Source organism: Streptomyces sp. NBC_01198, from assembly GCF_036010485.1.
Classification (GTDB): domain Bacteria; phylum Actinomycetota; class Actinomycetes; order Streptomycetales; family Streptomycetaceae; genus Actinacidiphila.
Window position 1 is genome coordinate 2317632 of sequence record NZ_CP108568.1, and the last position, 17086, is coordinate 2334717.

Annotated in this window: 10 protein-coding genes; 3 read left to right on the forward strand and 7 right to left on the reverse strand. The window is 72.9% G+C overall.

All coding sequences use genetic code 11. The features are described from left to right. The first annotated feature begins 44 nt into the window (after window positions 1–44). Window positions 45–1229 (forward strand): PucR family transcriptional regulator, encoded by a 1185-nt coding sequence (locus tag OG702_RS10320; protein ID WP_327288554.1) that lies wholly within the window; start codon window positions 45–47, stop codon window positions 1227–1229. 61 nt (window positions 1230–1290) lie between these two features. On the opposite strand, the gene serA is transcribed toward OG702_RS10320, so the two are convergent. From serA to OG702_RS10350, 6 genes are all read right to left on the reverse strand, one after another. Then, window positions 1291–2883 (reverse strand): phosphoglycerate dehydrogenase, encoded by a 1593-nt coding sequence (serA, locus tag OG702_RS10325; RefSeq protein WP_327288555.1) that lies wholly within the window; start codon window positions 2881–2883, stop codon window positions 1291–1293. A gap of 554 nt (window positions 2884–3437) precedes the next feature. After that, window positions 3438–4436, reverse strand: coding sequence for a ketol-acid reductoisomerase (gene ilvC / locus OG702_RS10330; RefSeq protein ID WP_327288556.1), 999 nt, complete (start codon window positions 4434–4436; stop codon window positions 3438–3440). Window positions 4437–4573: 137 nt separating this feature from the next. Further along, window positions 4574–5101 carry an acetolactate synthase small subunit gene (gene ilvN / locus OG702_RS10335; RefSeq protein WP_327288557.1) on the reverse strand — a complete coding sequence of 176 codons (528 nt, stop codon included), beginning with the start codon at window positions 5099–5101 and terminating at the stop codon, window positions 4574–4576. Window positions 5102–5137: 36 nt separating this feature from the next. Further along, entirely contained in the window at window positions 5138–7009 is a 1872-nt protein-coding gene (locus OG702_RS10340; RefSeq protein WP_327288558.1) for an acetolactate synthase large subunit, read from the reverse strand. Between the two features lie 229 nt (window positions 7010–7238). After that, window positions 7239–10088 (reverse strand): putative bifunctional diguanylate cyclase/phosphodiesterase, encoded by a 2850-nt coding sequence (locus tag OG702_RS10345; RefSeq protein ID WP_327288559.1) that lies wholly within the window; start codon window positions 10086–10088, stop codon window positions 7239–7241. A 349-nt stretch (window positions 10089–10437) separates the two neighbouring features. After that, entirely contained in the window at window positions 10438–11397 is a 960-nt protein-coding gene (locus tag OG702_RS10350; RefSeq protein WP_327293168.1) for a 2-hydroxyacid dehydrogenase, read from the reverse strand. A 56-nt stretch (window positions 11398–11453) separates the two neighbouring features. Here OG702_RS10350 and OG702_RS10355 point away from each other — a divergent pair, with 56 nt between their 5' ends. Together OG702_RS10355 and OG702_RS10360 are read left to right on the forward strand one after the other, a co-directional pair. After that, window positions 11454–12446, forward strand: a complete 993-nt coding sequence (locus OG702_RS10355; RefSeq protein WP_327293169.1) for an aldo/keto reductase — start codon at window positions 11454–11456, stop codon at window positions 12444–12446. A 128-nt stretch (window positions 12447–12574) separates the two neighbouring features. Further along, window positions 12575–13780: a PQQ-dependent sugar dehydrogenase gene (locus tag OG702_RS10360; RefSeq protein WP_327288560.1), complete on the forward strand. Its 1206-nt coding sequence runs from the start codon at window positions 12575–12577 to the stop codon at window positions 13778–13780. A 170-nt stretch (window positions 13781–13950) separates the two neighbouring features. Here OG702_RS10360 and OG702_RS10365 read toward each other — a convergent pair whose 3' ends face one another. Next, the gene (locus tag OG702_RS10365; protein ID WP_442814366.1) at window positions 13951–16995 is read right to left on the reverse strand and encodes a helix-turn-helix transcriptional regulator; all 3045 of its coding nucleotides are present in this window, start codon (window positions 16993–16995) and stop codon (window positions 13951–13953) included. Between the last annotated feature and the right edge of the window lie 91 nt (window positions 16996–17086).

Consider the following 17086-nt stretch of genomic DNA (forward strand, 5'->3'; position numbering starts at 1 on the left):
TCGACACCTGTCACGCATCGACCCGTCGTCCCTCATACAGATGTATGAGGGACAATGGCCGGGTGCGTGCTGAGTACGGGGACTACGGAGACTTCCAGGACCTGGTCGACGAGGTGTCGGCCCTGCTGGGCGCCCCTGCGACGCTGGAGGACCGGGACTTCCGGCTGATCGCCTTCGGGGTGCACGACAGCGACGACGACGCGGCCATGGACCCGGTCCGTACCCGCTCCATCCTGACCCGGCAGTCCACCGCCGAGGTGCGCGCCTGGTTCGAGCGCTTCGGCATCGCCCGCGCCACCGGCCCGGTCCGTATCCCCGCCGCGCCCGACGCGGGCGTGGTGCGCGGCCGGCTGTGCCTGCCGGTGCGGCACGCCGGGTTCGTCTACGGCTACGTATGGCTGCTGGACGAGGCCGAGCACTCCGCCGCGCAACTGTCCGCGGCCATGGCGGTCGCCGCCAGGATCGGCGAGCAGCTGGCGGCGATGTCCCGGGCCGGCGCCGAGACCGGCCGGGCGCTGCGGGCCCTGCTCACCGCGACCACCAGGACCGACCGGGACAGCGCCGAGGACGTGTTGCGGCTGGGTCTGGACCGGGACGCCGACGAGCCGCACGCGCTGGTGTGCGTCCGCGCGCCGGAGCACGCGGCGGCGGGACCGCTGCCGGGCCTGCGCACCATCCCGTCCGCCGCCGCGCTGGCCCGCGTGCCCGAGCGGCGCCGCGGCGAGGTGGTCGCGCTGCTGGTACGGCTGCGGTCCCGCCAGGTGCTGGCCCCGGCCCGCACCGCGGCGGCCCGGCTGCTGGACGCGGTCGGCGCCGAGGGCACGGTCGCCGGGCTCAGCGCGTCCCGCGGCACGCTGGCCGAGCTGCCCGGAGCCTGGCGGGAGGCGACCTCGGCGGCCAGGGCCGCCCACGCCCAGCCGATGCTGGGCCCGATCGCGAAGTGGTCCAACCTCGGCCCCTACCGGCTGCTGACCGCACTGCCCGCCGGCGTACCGCCCGACCCGGCGGTCGCCCCGCTGCTCACCGCCGCCCACGAGGAGCTGGCGCACACCGCGGAGGTCTTCCTGGACCACGCGGGCCAGGCGGGGCGCACCGCCACCGCGCTGGCCATCCACCGGCAGACGCTCTACTACCGGCTGTCCAGGATCGAGCAGCTGACCGGCCTCGACCTGGCGGACGGCGAGTCCCGGCTGCTGCTCCACATGGCGCTCAAGGCGGCCAGGCTCTGACGGCGACCGGCGCCGCCCCCCTCGCGGGGGGCGGCGCCGGTGCGCGCGTCGTCGGACCGGGTCAGTCGGTCAGGTCGACCGCGCGGGCCGAGGTGGCGCCGATCTCGTCGGCGATGTCGGTGAGCACGCCCGCCGGGATGCTGGAGTCCACGGTGAGCGCGACCAGCGCGTCACCGCCCGCGGCGGCCCGGGCGACCTGCATGCCGGCGATGTTGACGTCGACCTCGCCGAGGATCCGGCCGATCGTGCCGACGACGCCGGGGCGGTCGGTGTAGCGCAGGAAGGCCATGTGGTCGGCCAGCACCAGGTCGACGTCCTCCTCGCCGACGGCGACGACCTTCTGGATGTGCTTGGGCCCGGCCAGCGTGCCCGAGACCGAGACCTCGGTGCCGTCGGCGAGGGTGCCGCGCACGGTCACCACGTTGCGGTGGTTGGGCGACTCCGAGCTGGTGGTCAGCCGGACCTCGACACCGCGCTCCTGGGCGAACAGCGGCGCGTTCACGTACGACACCGTCTCGTCCACGATGTCCTCGAAGACGCCCTTGAGCGCGCTCAGTTCGAGGATCTTCACGTCGTGCTGGGTGACCTCGCCGCAGACCTCGACGTCGAGGCGGGCGGCCACCTCGCCGGCCAGCGCGGTGAAGATCCGGCCGAGCTTCTCGGCCAGCGGCAGCGCGGGCTTGACGTCCTCGGCGATGACACCGCCCTGGACGTTGACCGCGTCCGGGACGAGCTCGCCGGCCAGCGCCAGGCGGACCGACCTGGCGACCGCGATACCGGCCTTCTCCTGCGCCTCGTCGGTGGACGCGCCCAGGTGCGGGGTCGCCACCACGTTGTCGAACTGGAAGAGCGGCGAGTCGGTGCAGGGCTCCTTGGCGTAGACGTCCAGGCCCGCGCCGCCCACCCGGCCCTCCTTGAGCGCCGAGGCCAGCGCCTCCTCGTCCACGATCCCGCCGCGCGCGGCGTTGACGATCCGCACCGAGGGCTTGACCTTGTGCAGTGCCTCGTCGCCGATCAGGCCCAGCGTCTCGGGGGTCTTGGGCAGGTGCACGGTGATGAAGTCGGACTGTTCGAGCAGCTCGTCCAGCGTCAGCAGCTTGACGCCCATCTGGGCGGCCCGCGCGGGCTGCACGTAGGGGTCGTAGGCCACGATGTTCATCCCGAAGGCGGACATCCGCTGGGCCACCAGGATGCCGATCCGGCCCAGGCCCACCACGCCGAGGGTCTTCTCGCTCAGCTCGACGCCGGTGTACTTGTTGCGCTTCCACTCGCCGTTCTTCAGCGCGGAGTTGGCCGGCGCGATGTTGCGGGCGGTGGCGATCAGCAGACCGCAGGCCAGCTCGGCCGCGGTGACGATGTTGGAGGTCGGCGCGTTGACGACCATCACGCCTGCCTTGGTGGCGGCGGCGACGTCGACGTTGTCCAGGCCGACACCGGCGCGGGCCACGACCCGCAGTTTCCGGGCGGCGGCCACTGCCTCGGCGTCGACCTTGGTGGCGCTGCGGATCAGAATGGCGTCGACATCGGTGATCGCGGACAGCAGTTCGGCTCGGTCCGCACCGTTGCAGTGCCGGATCTCGAAGTCCGGCCCGAGCGCGTCCACCGTGGCGGGCGACAGCTCTTCTGCGATGAGTACGACAGGCTTCTGGCTCACGTGGTCCTCACTTGTCCTTCATGGGCGGCCGGGTCCCGTTCGACCGCTCCAGGGGAGGCGGGAATGGCGGCCTGACGCCTGAGCCCGCGCAGTGGCCGGCCGAGGAACGAGGCCGTCCGCGAAGCGGGTGAACAGGAAGACCGCCCGTCGGGGGCGACGGCCTGACGCCTGAGCCCGCGCAGTGGCCGGCCGAGGAACGAGGCCGTCCGCGAAGCGGGTGAACAGGAAGACCGCCCGTCGGGGGCGACGGGCTGACGCCTGAGCCCGCGCAGTGGCCGGCCGAGGAACGAGGCCGTCCGCGAAGCGGGTGAACAGGAAGACCGCCCGTCGAGGGTGGCATGCCGCGTGGGAGACGCACGACGCTGTGAGCCTGAACGCGCTTGTTGAGGAAGTGTATCGACGGGGGGATTCCGCGCCTTCGCCGAAATGGAAGGATCACCCGGAGGGGTTGCGTCGCTTCGTACAAACTGCGTACCAGATGCCGGTCAGGCCCCGGTAGGAAGCCGTGCACGAAGCGACGCGACCCGCAAGGGGCGGCGCGGGTCCGCGGGGGCTTACGCCTCCTCGTCGACCCAGCTCATCAGCTTGCGGAGCTTGCGGCCCGTGGTCTCCAGCAGGTGGTTCTCGTCGGCCTTCTTGTACTCGTTGTACTTCGGCAGGCCCGCGTTGTACTCCGCGATCCAGGCGTTGGCGAAGGTGCCGTCCTGGATCTCGCCGAGGATCTTCTTCATCTCGGCCTTGGTGTTGTCGTTGATGATCCGCGGGCCGGAGACGTAGTCGCCCCACTCGGCGGTCTCGGAGACCGACCAGCGCATCTTCTCCAGGCCGCCCTCGTACATCAGGTCCACGATGAGCTTGAGCTCGTGCAGGCACTCGAAGTACGCGATCTCCGGCTGGTAGCCCGCCTCGACCAGGGTCTCGAAGCCGGCCTTCACCAGCGCGGACGTACCGCCGCAGAGGACCGCCTGCTCGCCGAAGAGGTCGGTCTCGGTCTCCTCGGTGAAGGTGGTCTTGATGACGCCGGCGCGGGTGCCGCCGATGCCCTTGGCGTAGGACAGCGCCAGTGCGAAGCCCTTGCCGGTGGCGTCCTGCTCGACGGCCGCGATGCACGGCACGCCGCGGCCCTCCTCGTACTGGCGGCGGACCAGGTGGCCCGGGCCCTTGGGGGCGACCATGCAGACGTCGACACCGGCCGGCGGCTTGATGAAGCCGAAGCGGATGTTCAGGCCGTGGCCGAAGAAGATGGCGTCGCCGTCCTTGAGGTTGTCCTTGACGGACTCCTCGTAGACGCGGGCCTGGATCGGGTCGGGGACCAGGATCATGATGACGTCGGCCTCGGCGGCGGCCTCGGCGACTGGCAGTACCCGCAGGCCCTGCTCCTCGGCCACCGTCTTGGACTTGGAGCCCTCGTGCAGGCCGACCCGCACGTCCACGCCCGAGTCGCGCAGCGACAGCGCGTGGGCGTGGCCCTGGCTGCCGTAACCGATGACCGCGACCTTGCGGCCCTGGATGATGGACAGGTCGGCGTCGTCGTCGTAGAACAGCTCGGCCACTTCGGGTTCTCCTTGGATCGGGTTGTGCGGCCCACCGTACGACGGGTGGGCGGATACGGGATTCGGGGTCTCGCCATACGGATCGGGCGAGCGGGGTGGTAGTGCGCCGCCCCGGGTGGCGCGCGGAGCGGCCGGCGCTACGCCGAGCGGTCCAGCGCGCGCAGCGAGCGGTCGGTGATGGAACGGGCACCGCGGCCGATGGCGATGGTGCCGGACTGGACCAGCTCCTTGATGCCGAACGGCTCCAGCATCTTGAGCATGGCCTCCAGCTTGTCGGCCGCGCCGGTGGCCTCGATGGTGACGGCCTCCGGGGAGACGTCCACCGTCTTGGCCCGGAAGAGCTGGACGATCTCCACGATCTGCGAGCGCGACTCGTTGTCGGCGCGCACCTTCACCAGGACGAGTTCACGCGCGACGGCCGCCACCGGGTCGAGTTCGACGATCTTCAGCACGTTGACGAGCTTGTTGAGCTGCTTGGTCACCTGTTCGAGAGGCAGTTCGTCGATGACGTTGACCACGATGGTGATCCGGGAGATCTCCGCGTGCTCGGTGGTGCCCACCGCGAGCGAGTCGATGTTGAAGCCACGGCGGGAGAACAGTGCGGTGATCCTGGCCAGGACGCCGGGCTTGTTCTCCACCAGGACGGAGAGCGTGTGCTTGGACATGTTCGGTGTTTCCTTCTCTCGCTCTTCCGGCGTCCGTCAGTCGTCCAGGTCGTCGCTGAAGTCGGGGCGGACGTCCCGGGCGGCCATGATCTCGTCGTTGGAGGTGCCTGCCGCGACCATCGGCCAGACCATCGCGTCCTCGTGGACGATGAAGTCCACGACGACCGGCCGGTCGTTGATGCCGTTGGCCTCGGCGATGACCTTGTCCAGCTCGTCGGCGGACTCGCAGCGCAGGCCGACGCAGCCCATGGCCTCGGACAGCTTCACGAAGTCCGGGACGCGGGTGCCGCGGTTCTGGATCGAGCCGACGCCCCGGGTGGAGCCGGGGCGGTGCTCGGCGCCCGAGTGCAGCACGGTGTTGGAGAACCGCTCGCCGTAGAAGAGGTTCTGCCACTGGCGGACCATGCCCAGGGCGCCGTTGTTGATGATGGCGACCTTGATCGGGATGTTGTTCAGCGCGCAGGTGACCAGTTCCTGGTTGGTCATCTGGAAGCAGCCGTCGCCGTCGATCGCCCAGACGGTGGCGTCCGGCACACCGGCCTTGGCGCCCATCGCGGCGGGCACCGCGTAGCCCATGGTGCCGGCGCCGCCGGAGTTGAACCAGGTGCCGGGCCGCTCGTACTTGATGAACTGCGCCGCCCACATCTGGTGCTGGCCGACGCCCGCGGCGAACAGCGTGCCGTCCGGGGCGAGCCGGCCGATCCGCTCGATGACCTGCTGCGGGGACAGGCTGCCGTCCTCGGGGACGTCGTAGCCGAGCGGGTAGGTGTTCCGCCAGAAGTTCAGGTGGTTCCACCACTCCGAGTAGTCGCCCTTGCGGCCGGCGTCGTGGTCGGCCTGGACCGCGACGATCAGGTCGGCGAGCACCTCGCGGGCGTCGCCGACGATCGGCACGTCCGCGACGCGGTTCTTGGAGATCTCGGCCGGGTCGATGTCGGCGTGCACGACCTTGGCGTTCGGCGCGAAGGTGTCCAGCCGGCCGGTGACCCGGTCGTCGAAACGGGCGCCGAGCGCGATGATCAGGTCGGACTTCTGCAGCGCGGTGACCGCGGAGACGTCGCCGTGCATGCCGGGCATGCCGACGTGCTGCGGGTGGCTGTCGGGGAAGGCGCCGAGCGCCATCAGCGTCGTGGTCACCGGGGCGCCGGTCAGCTCGGCGAGGATCCGCAGCTCCGCGGTGGCGCGGGCCTTGACGACGCCGCCGCCGACGTAGAGCACCGGGCGGCGGGCCTCGTTGATCAGCCGGGCGGCCTCGCGGATCTGCTTGGCGTGCGGCTTGGTCACCGGGCGGTAGCCGGGCAGGTCCTGCTGCGGCGGCCAGGAGAAGGTCATCTGGTTCTGCAGCGCGTCCTTGGCGATGTCGACCAGCACCGGTCCCGGCCGGCCGGTGGCCGCGATGTGGAAGGCCTCCGCGATGGTGCGCGGGATGTCGGCGGCCTCCCTGACCAGGAAGTTGTGCTTGGTGATCGGCATGGTGATGCCGCAGATGTCCGCCTCCTGGAAGGCGTCGGTGCCGATGGACTTCGACGCCACCTGGCCGGTGATGGCGACGATCGGCACCGAGTCCATGTGGGCGTCGGCGATCGGGGTGACCAGGTTGGTCGCGCCGGGCCCCGAGGTCGCCATGCACACCCCGACCCGTCCGGTGGCCTGCGCGTAACCGGTGGCCGCGTGCCCCGCACCCTGTTCGTGCCTGACCAGCACGTGCCGGACCTTGGACGAGTCCATCAGCGGGTCGTACGCCGGCAGGATCGCACCGCCCGGGATGCCGAACACGGTGTCGGCGCCCACGGCCTCCAGCGAGCGGATGAGCGCCTGCGCGCCCGTCATGCGCTCGGCGGTGGCGGCGGGGAGGGCGTTGCGGGTCCGCGGTTGCGGATGGTGGGACCCGGTGGCCTGCTCGGTCATCTGCGTTCTCTTCTCTCGAAGATGAGGGTGGTGAGGATTTCGCCCGGTTGCCGGGCGGTGCCGGACAGGTGCCGGGCAACAAAAAACCCCTCGTGCCGTGAGGCAAGCGAGGGGAGCGCGCCGGTGCGTGTGCGAGGCGGTGGAGCGGCCTCGGTCAGCCGACGCGCTTTCCAAGTACGAGAATTCGGGTGCGCATGGCGTCGACCTTCCTCCGGGTCCCCTTCGGGTGTCAAGCGGGTGGGACACGCGTCTCAGTATGTGAGCGACGGGACGGCAGCGGCACGGTCCGCGGTCCGACCTGCTCACAGGCTGTCTCCTGCGGGACGGACCGGCCGCCGTCCGGCTTCCCGAAGCGGCCGGGATCCCCTGGTACGGGGTACCCGCCGCGGGTCAGCGAGCCGCGCAGCCGGTGCTCGTCCAGCAGCCCGGAGAAGGCCATGCCCTGGCCCTGGCCGCAGCCCATCTCGCGCAGCGCCTGCACCTGCTCGGGCCGGTCCACCCCGTCGGCGACCGTCCGCACCCCGAGGTCGGCGGCGATCCCCAGCAGCCCGCTGGTGACCTTGCGCAGCCGGGCGGACTCGACCACGCCCTCCACGAAGCCCCTGTCAAGCTTGACAGCGTCCACCGGCAGGCTGCGCAGGGCGCTGAGGGCCGCGTGCCCGGAGCCGAAACCGCCGAGCGAGATCCGCACCCCGGCCCGGCGCAGCTCGGTCAGCCGGCGCTCCAGCTCGTCCAGCGAGATCCGCGGGTCGCTGCCGGTCAGCTCGACCACCAGGCCGCCGGGCGGCAGGTCGTGCCGCTCCAGCAGGCCCTCCACCGCGCCGGCCGGCAGGTCGCGGTGCAGCAGCCGCTGCACCGAGAGCTTCACGGTGACCGGCACCGGGTGCCCCGCCCCGTAGCGCAGCGCCGCCTGCGCGACCGCCTGCTCCAGCTGCCAGCTGCCGAGCTCCGAGGTGCGGTCGATGTCCTCGGCCGCGCGCAGGAACTCGGCCGGGGTGAAGAGGATGCCCTGCGCGGACCGCCAGCGGGCCTGCGCCTCGACGCCGGCGATCCTGCCGCCGGCCAGCTCGACCACCGGCTGGTGCAGCAGGGTGAACTCGCCGTCGTGCAGGGCCCGGCGCAGCCGGGTGGCCAGTTCCGTCCGCCGGACGACGTCGGCCTGCAACTGCGGGGCGTACAGCTCGACCCGGCCCTTGCCGGCCTGCTTGGCGCGATACATCGCCAGGTCCGCGTTGCGCATCAGCTCGCCCGCCGTGCTGCCGGGCTCGGCGAAGGCGATGCCGATACTGGCCCCGACCCGCACCTCGCCGCCGTCGACGCGGTACGGCTCGCACAGCGCGGCCCGCAGCCTCTCGGCGATCTCCCTGATCTGGTGCTCCAGGGCCCCGCAGACCAGGACGGCGAACTCGTCGCCGCCGAGCCTGGCCGCGGTGTCGCCGGCCCGCAGGGCGTCCTGCAGCCGGCGGGCGGCCTGGGTGAGCAGATGGTCGCCCGCCTGGTGGCCGATGGAGTCGTTGACCGCCTTGAAGCCGTCGAGGTCGACGTAGAGCACCGCCGCCCGCCCGTCGCCGGCCCGGCGGCCGCCCAGTGCCCGGTCGACCCGGTCGAGGAAGAGCAGCCGGTTGGGCAGGTCGGTGAGCGGGTCGTGCGAGGCGTTGTGCTGCAACTGGGCCTGCAGGCGGACCCTTTCCGTCACGTCGCGGCTGTTGAAGATCAGCCCGCCCTGGTAGCGGTTGACGCTGGACTCCACGTTGAGCCAGCCGTCCTGGCCGTGCGGGCCGCCGCGCCGCCCCGACCTGATGCGGCACTCGATCCTGGTGGCCGGCTCCTCGCCGGGCGGCGCCGCGAGGAAGCGGCGCACCTCGTGCACGACCCGGCCGAGGTCCTCGGGGTGGATGTGCGCGGACAGTTCGGTGCCGATCAGCTCCTCCGGGTCGCGTCCGTAGACGCCGACGGAGGCGGGGCTGACGTACCGCAGCACCCCGGTGGGGGCGGCGATCATGATGACGTCGCTCGACCCCTGCACCAGGGAGCGGAAGTGGTTCTCCTTCTGGGTCAGTTCCTGGGTCAGGGCGATGTTGTCGAGCAGCATGATGCCCTGCCGGATGACCAGCGCGAGCACCACGGTGCTGCCGGTGAGCAGGACGACCTTGTCGCACTTCTCGCCGGTGGTCACGTCGTAGAGGATGCCCAGGGTGCAGACCGCGGCGGCCAGATACGGCGCCAGCGCGGACAGCGACCCGGTGACCCTGCGGGTGGTGGTGCCGGGCCGCAGCAGTGGCTGCTCGCGGCGGCCGACCCAGGGGGCGTACGCCATCAGCATGCTCCCGGCGAACCAGCCGGCGTCGAGGATCTGGCCGGAGCGGTAGTGCTCGCGCAGCAGCGGCGAGGTGAACAGCGCGTCGCACAGCACGGTCAACGCCAGTGCGGCCAGCGCGGTGTTGACCGCCGAGCGGTTGGCCGGCGAGCGGCGGAAGTGCAGCGCGAGCACCATGCTGACCAGCACGATGTCCAGCAGCGGATAGGCCAGCGACAGCGCGACCCTGGCGGTGCTCGGGCCGTCGAAGCGGGCGGTGCGGGCCAGCGCCAGGCTCCACGACAAGGTCAGCAGCGATCCGCCGATCAGCCAGGTGTCCAGGCCGAGACAGACCCAGCCCGCCTTGGTCACCGGTCTCTTGGCCAGCACCAGCAGGCCGATCACGGCCGGCGGCGCGAAGAGCAGGAAGCAGAAGTCGGCGGGCGAGGTCTGCGGCACCGGGCGGTGCAGCACGACTTCGTACCAGCCCCAGACGCCGTTGCCGAGCGCGACCATCGTGGAGGACGCCGCGAAGAGCAGCCAGGCGGCCCGGTGGCCCGCGGCGGCCCTGCGCGCGTAGAGCAGCATCGAGACCGCGGCGGCCGCCGCGGCCAGCGACAGGCCGAAGTCCCCCATGAAGTCCGCGACATCGGCCGCGCCCCAGCCCAGCACCGCGCCCGTGGTGTAGCCGCCGCACAGCAGCGCGAGCACCAGCTGCGGCAGCAGGCCCGAGGCGCCCTCGCGCGACCGCGGCCCGCCGAGCACCGCCCCCGTGGAGGTCACCGCGCTGTCCTGTGCGGCGGGACCGGCCGGTGCGGCCGCTGCGCGGCACGCTGCCGCCGCCCGGTCGCCGACCGGTCGGGTCGTGCGGTGCGCTGGGTGCGCCTGCCAGGAAATCGCCTCGGTCCGTGCATCGCCCGTCGCCCCCCTTGTTCGCTCGTCGTTCACTCGCCGCAGCCGTCGTCTTCGGCATCGCGGCGCGCCCCCGATTCGGGACGATACACCAGATCCGTCACTCAGGGATAGGTGCCCTCTACTGAGCGTAACCGTATGGGGGTCGCCGGACACCGCACGGAGTCACCCGGTGCCTGTCGGTGGCCAGTCAGCTCCGGGCGGCGGCCGGCCGCCGCGGTCAACCGGTCACCTGGACGACGTTGGCCAACTCCTCACCATGTGCGAACCTGACCAGCTGGGACCGGATCAAACGCTTTGCCCGCGGCAGAAATGCGGAGGTACTGCCCCCCACGTGCGGGCTGATGAGCACGCCGGGCGCATGCCACAACGGGTGCCCGGCGGGCAGCGGTTCGGGGTCGGTGACATCCAGTGCCGCGGTCAGCCGTCCCGACTCGGCCTCCACCAGCAGCGCCTTGGTGTCCACCACGGCGCCGCGTGCGACGTTCACCAGCAGGGCGCCGTCCTTCATCGTGGCCAGGAAGGCCGGTCCCGCCAGGCCCCTGGTCTGCTCGGTCAGCGGGGTGGTGAGCACCACGACGTCGGCGGCCGGCAGCAGCGACGGCAGGTCCGCCAGCGCGTGCACCGGCCCGCGCGGGGTGTCCCGCGCGGTGCGCGCCACCCGGTCCACCTCGCACTCGAAGGCCGCCAGCCGGTCCTCGACGGCGGCTCCTATCGAGCCGTAGCCGACGATCAGCACCCGGCGGTCGGCCAGCGCCGGGTAGAAACCGGAGTACCACCTCTCGGCGTCCTGGCCGCGCACGAAGCGCGGAATGCCGCGCAGCGAGGCGAGGATGAGCCCGACGGTGAGCTCGGCGGTGCTCGCCTCGTGCACCCCGCGGGCGTTGCACAGGCGCACGCCGGGCGCGCAGTGGTGGAGGTGCGGTGCGATGTGGTCCACCCCGGCGCTCAGCGTCTGGATGACCCGCACACCGGTCATGTGCGGCAGCGGGAGTGCGCCGGCGGACGGCCCCTTCATATAGGGCACGACGTAGAAGGCGGCAGCCGCGGGATCGGCGGGGAAGTCTCCGGTGCCGTCCCAGTACACGTAGTCGAACGCGTCGGGCAGTCCGTCGATCCCCTCGCGCGGTACGGACAGCCACACCTGCGGGCGGCCGCCCGCTGCGGGGTCCTGGGTCATGTCGGTCATGGTCAGGAGGCTATGGCACAGTGTTGCGTCTCAGGGAGGGCGGCACGGTGGAGCGCAGGGCGGTCGGCGCGGCAGCACTGTCGGTGGGGGCGGTCGGCCTCGGCTGCATGCCGATGAGCTGGGCGTACGCCACGTCCCGGCAGGACGGCGAGGAGTCGCTGCGGGCCGTGCACAGCGCCCTCGACCACGGCAGCACGCTGCTGGACACCGCGGACATGTACGGCCCGTTCACCAACGAGCTGCTGCTCGGGCGGGTGCTGAAGGAGCGGCGGCGGGAGGCTTTCGTCGCCACCAAGTGCGGGCTGCTGGCCGGCGAGCAGCACATCGTGGCCAACGGCCGCCCGGCATACGTCAGACGGGCCTGCGACGCGTCGCTGCGGCGGCTGCAGACCGACACGATCGACCTCTACCAGCTGCACCGCGTCGACCCCGAGGTCCCCGTCGAGGAGACCTGGGGCGCGATGGCCGGACTCGTCACCGCGGGCAAGGTCCGCGCGCTCGGCCTGTGCGCGGTCGGCGCCCGCGGCCACCGCCGCGCCGGTGCCGCGCTGCACGACGAGACGCTGCGCCAGCTGGTGCGCGCCCAGCAGGTCTTCCCGGTCAGCTCCGTCCAGGCCGAGCTGTCGGTGTGGGCCGCGGAAGCGCTGGACGACCTGCTGCCGTGGTGCACCGCGCACGGCGTCGGCTTCCTGGCCGCCATGCCGCTGGGCAACGGCTTCCTCGCCGGGACGCTCATACCCGGCGAGGGCTTCGAGCCGGACGACCTGCGGGCCAGGCATCCGCGCTTCACCGCGGACATGATGGCGGCGAACCAGCCGATCGTGGCGGGGCTGCGGCGAGTGGCCCGCCGCCATGGTGCGACCCCGGCGCAGGTCGCCCTCGCCTGGGCGCTGGCCCAGGGCCCTGGCGTCATCCCGATCCCCGGCACCCGCTCGGCGCAACGGCCCGCCGAGAACGCCGGGGCGGCCAACCTGGCCCTGACCGCGCACGACCTCACCGAGATCGCCTCGCTCCCCCCGGCCCGCGGCTCCTGGGACTAGCCCTGCTCCCGGGGCCGCCGACGGTACGGGCGGCCGGGACGACCGGGTCCGCTCGGCTGCGCCGCCGGGCGAGGGTGTGATGTGCTGGGGCGGGAAGAGGACTGGCGTCGACGTTGCGAGGTCTGACGGTGAGCACAGGAGGGCCGGGCACAGCCCGTCGCGTACTGGGAGGCGCGGCCGCGACCGCCGTCGCCGCCGCGCTGGTCGCGGGATGCAGCAGCGGCTCGTCGACGGGGGCGCCCCCGTTCACCAAGCCCTCGCACACCTCGGGCGCCCCGGCGGCGCCCCCGGCCTCGACCACCTCCGCCACGCCGACCCCCTCCGCGGCCCCGGCCAAGGGCACCGCGAAGGTCACCGGCACCCTCGCCACCAAGCTCGCCGCGCCCTGGGGCCTGGTGCGGCTCGCCGACGGCACGCTGCTGGTCGCCTCGCGCGACACCGGGAAGATCATCCGGGTCGACCCGGCCAGGAAGACGTCCACCGTGATCGGCACGATCCCCGGCGTGGCCCACAGCCAGGGCGGCGAGGCGGGCCTGCTCGGTCTCGCCCTGTCACCGGACTTCGGCACCGACCACCTGCTCTACGCGTACTTCAGCACCGCGTCCGACAACCGCATCGCCCGGATGGTCTTCGACCCGACCCGCGCCTCCGGTGACCAACTGGGGGCGCCGGACACGATCCTGCGGGGCATCCCGACCGGCTCGATCCACAACGGCGGGCGGATCGCCTTCGGCCCCGACGGCATGCTCTACGCCGGGACCGGCGAGACCGCCCAGCGCGGGCTCGCCCAGGACATGTCCTCGCTCGGCGGCAAGATCCTGCGTATGACGCCGGACGGGCAGGTGCCGAAGGACAACCCCGTTTCCGGCTCCCTGGTCTACTCCCCCGGCCACCGCAACGTGCAGGGCCTGGCCTGGGACGCGCAGGGCCGGCTGTGGGCCTCGGAGTTCGGGCAGGACACCTGGGACGAGCTGAATCTCATCGAGCCGGGCAAGAACTACGGCTGGCCGGTGGTGGAGGGCATCGCGCACCGGGCCGGTTACGTCGACCCGGTCGTCCAGTGGCACACCGACGACGCCTCCCCCAGCGGTATCGCCTACGCGGCGGGTTCCATCTGGATGGCCTCCCTCAAGGGCGAGCGCCTCTGGCGCATCCCGCTCGACGGCACCAGAGCGGCGGCGCCGCCGCAGGCGTTCTTCACCAGGACCTACGGGCGGCTCCGCACAGTGGTGGCGGTCGACGACCACACGATCCTGCTGACCACCAGCAACACGGACGGCCGCGGGACGCCGAAGCCGGGGGACGACAAGATCCTCCGGATCAGCGTGAGTTAGCGCCTCCTGGGCGCGCCGACGGGGGTGCCGCCTGCGGTGGCGGTTCGCCTGCCGCACCGTCGTGACCGGGCGCGCCGCTGCCCGCACCCTTGCGCCGGCCGGTCAGCCGCAGCGCCGTCCTGGTCGTTCCCGCACCCCTGGGGCCCCCCGCGCTCCAGGGGTGCGGGGGTTCAGGGGGCGGTGGTGAAGAGGTGGAGGCGGTGGGCCAGCGCGGCGGCTTCGCCGCGGGTGGAGACGGTGAGCTTGGCCAGGATGTTGGAGACGTGGACGCTCGCCGTCTTCGGTGAGATGAAAAGCTCCTGCGCGATCTGGCGGTTCGTGCGGCCGTCCGCGACCAGGCGCAGCACGTCGCGTTCGCGGGCGGTGAGGCCGAGGGAGTCGGCCGGGTCGACCGGGTCGGCGGGGCCCGCGGCCGCGGCCGGGCCGAGGGGCGCGTCGAGCGGCAGCCGGGCGCGCTGGGCCAGCGCCGCGATCTCCGCGGCGAGCGGCTTCGCACCGGCCGCCGCCACCACGTCGTGGGCCTGGACGAGCAGGCAGCCCGCCTGCTCGCGGGTGTCGGGGCCGCGGGCGAGCAGCGCCTCGGCGTGCCGGTAGCGCGCGGTGGCGAGCTCCACGGGCCGCTCCTCCTTGGCGAAGGACGCCTCAGCGGCGGCCCACAGCTCGGGTTCGTGCCGGCCGGCCGCCCTGGCCAGCTCGGCCTCGACGAGCAGCGCGTAGGCCTCGTAGAGCCGTGTGGGGCGGGCCAGTTCACGGGCGGCGGTCCTGATCCGGTCGAGCACCTGGCCGCGGGCGGGATCGCCGGTGACCGGCCATGGCCCGTCGGCTTCCGCGGCGGCGCCCCAGGCGACCAGCGGCCAGGCGTAGCGCGCGGTGCCGTTGGGGAATCCGGCGTCGATCCCGGCCAGCAGGATGCGCCGGGCCTCGTCGTAGCGGCCCTGGGCGACGGAGACGCGCAGGCCCAGCCCGAGGAGGGGGATCTGGTGCTGCGGCTGGGTGTCGTGGCGGAAGCCGGCCGCGGCTGAGGCGTGGAGTTGGACCGCGGCTTCGGTGTCGCCGAGGGCGAGTGCCAGGAAGCCCTGGTACATCTCCACGCCCGCGCACAGCAGCGGCCCCTCCACCGCCCGGCGGGCGGCGGCCAGTTCGGTCGCGGCCTCCTCGTAGCGGCCGAGCATGAGCAGCGACTCGCCCTCGTTGGCGAGCAGCCACGCCCGGGTGGCGTTGGCCACCTGGTCGCCGACCAGGTCCAGGCCCTCGCGGCTGACCCGTACCGCCTCCTCGGAGCGGCCCGCGCCCTCCAGGACCGAGGACAGGTTGCCGTAGGTGCGCGAGACGATCAGCGGCGCGCGCTGGTCGCTGACCAGCCGCCGTACTTCCTCGACCCCGGCGATGCCGCCGTCGAGGTCGCCGCTGTCCGCCTGGAGCAGGCCCAGGGTGACGCGGGCGTGCAGTTCGGTGTCGCGCGCCTGCGCGGTCCTGGCGAGCTCCACCGCCTGCCCGGCGATGGCGATGCCCTCCGCACCGGATTTGTGGACCATGATCCAGCCGGCGATCATCGCCAGGACCTCGGCGTGGGTGGCGGACGGCGGCAGGCCGCGGACCAGCTCGCGGGCCCTGGCCAGTTCCTCCCAGCCGTCACCGCGGCCCAGCACCTCCATGACCTTGGAGCGCTGCGTCCAGAACCACGCGGCACGCAGCGGGTCATGGCTGCCGCTGCGCTCCATCTGCCGCAGCGCCCGCTTGGCCATGGCGTAGGCGCGTTCCCGCTCGCCGCTGAGCCGGGCGGCGACGGTGAGTTCGGCCAGCAGGTCGACGAAGTCCAGCGGAGTGCCCTCGGGGCAGTCGCAGGGCGGATACGCCTCGGTGTAGTCGGCGGGCCGCAGCCCGGCGCGGATGTCCTCGGGGGCGTCGTCCCACAGTTCCACCGCGCGTTCCAGCAGCCGGTACTGCTCGGCGTGGGCATGCCGGTGCCTGGCCTCGACGGCGGCGCTCAGCACGGCGGGCAGCGCCCGGGCCGGGTCGTGCGCGGCGTACCAGTAGCTGGCCAGCCGGGCGGCCCGCTCATCCGCGGGGACCAGCGAGGGGTCGGCCTCGACCGCCTGCGCGTAACGCCGGTTGATACGGCTGCGCTCGCCCGGCAGCAGATCGTCGCCGACCGCCTCGCGGACCAGCGAGTGCCGGAAGCGGTAGCCCTCGCCGCTGTCGGTCGGCCGCAGGATGCTGGCGCCGACCGCGACACGCAGCGCCGCGAGCAGGTCGTCCTCCGACAGCCCCGTGATGGCCGCCAGCAGGCGGTACTCGACGGTGCTGCCGCCCTCGGCGACGAACTTCGCCACCCGCTGGGCGTCCTCGGACAGCGCCTCGACCCGGACGAGCAGCAGGTCGCGCAGCGAGTCGCTGAGGCCGGTTGAGCACCCGCGGTGCAGGCTGCAGGCCAGCTCCTCGACGAAGAACGGGTTGCCGTCGGAGCGTGCGAAGACCTGGTCGACCACCGTGTCGTCCGGCTCGTCGGCCATGATCGAGGACAGCTGGCTGCGGACCTCGGCGCGGCTGAACCGCGACAGCTCGAACCGCTCCACCCGGCGCAGCCGGTCGGTCTCGGCGAGAAAGGGCCGCAGCGGATGCCTGCGGTGGATGTCGTCGGCCCGGTAGGTCGCCGCGACCAGCACGCGGCAGCGCTGGAGGGAGCGGAAGAGGTAGGCGAGCAGCTCGCGGGTGGAGCGGTCGGCCCAGTGCAGGTCCTCGACGACCACCACGATCGTACGGTCGGCGCCGAGCCTTTCCAGCAGCCGGGCGGTCAGCTCGAACAGCCGGACCCGGCCGTCCTCGTCGTGCGGCTCCTTGCGGGCGCCGTCCGTGCGGGCCAACTCGGGCAGCAGCCGGGCCAGTTCGGCCTGCTGGCCGGCCGCGGCGGCGATCAGCTCGGGGCCGAGGGTGCGATAGAGGTCGCGCAGCGCGGCGGAGACCGGTGCGAAGGGGAGGCCGTCCGCACCGATCTCCACGCAGCCGCCGACGGCGGTCACCGCGCCCGCCGCGCGGGCCGCGGCCAGGAACTCCTCGGTCAGCCGGGTCTTGCCGACGCCCGCCTCGCCGCCGATGAGCACCGCCTGGGACTCGCCCGCGTCCGCGTCGGCAAGCACCGAGGCAAGCCGTGCAAGCTCGGCGCCTCGGCCGATGAACACGGGGCTGAGCGACTGGGTCTGCACGCTGGTGAGCATTTCACGCCGGGCCCCGGATGCGACACCGGTTACTCCGCGCCCGGCGCCCTGCGGGGTGGCGGCCCCGGGCGGGGCCGCCACCGCCTCCGCG

Excerpts from the sequence above, each read along its gene's own strand:
- OG702_RS10320 (WP_327288554.1), top strand. The coding sequence starts at position 45 with ATGAGGGACAATGGCCGGGTGCGTGCTGAGTACGGGGACTACGGAGAC.
- ilvN (WP_327288557.1), bottom strand. The coding sequence starts at position 5,101 with ATGTCCAAGCACACGCTCTCCGTCCTGGTGGAGAACAAGCCCGGCGTC.
- OG702_RS10340 (WP_327288558.1), bottom strand. The coding sequence starts at position 7,009 with ATGACCGAGCAGGCCACCGGGTCCCACCATCCGCAACCGCGGACCCGC.
- OG702_RS10350 (WP_327293168.1), bottom strand. The coding sequence starts at position 11,397 with ATGACCCAGGACCCCGCAGCGGGCGGCCGCCCGCAGGTGTGGCTGTCC.
- OG702_RS10365 (WP_442814366.1), bottom strand. The coding sequence starts at position 16,995 with ATGCTCACCAGCGTGCAGACCCAGTCGCTCAGCCCCGTGTTCATCGGC.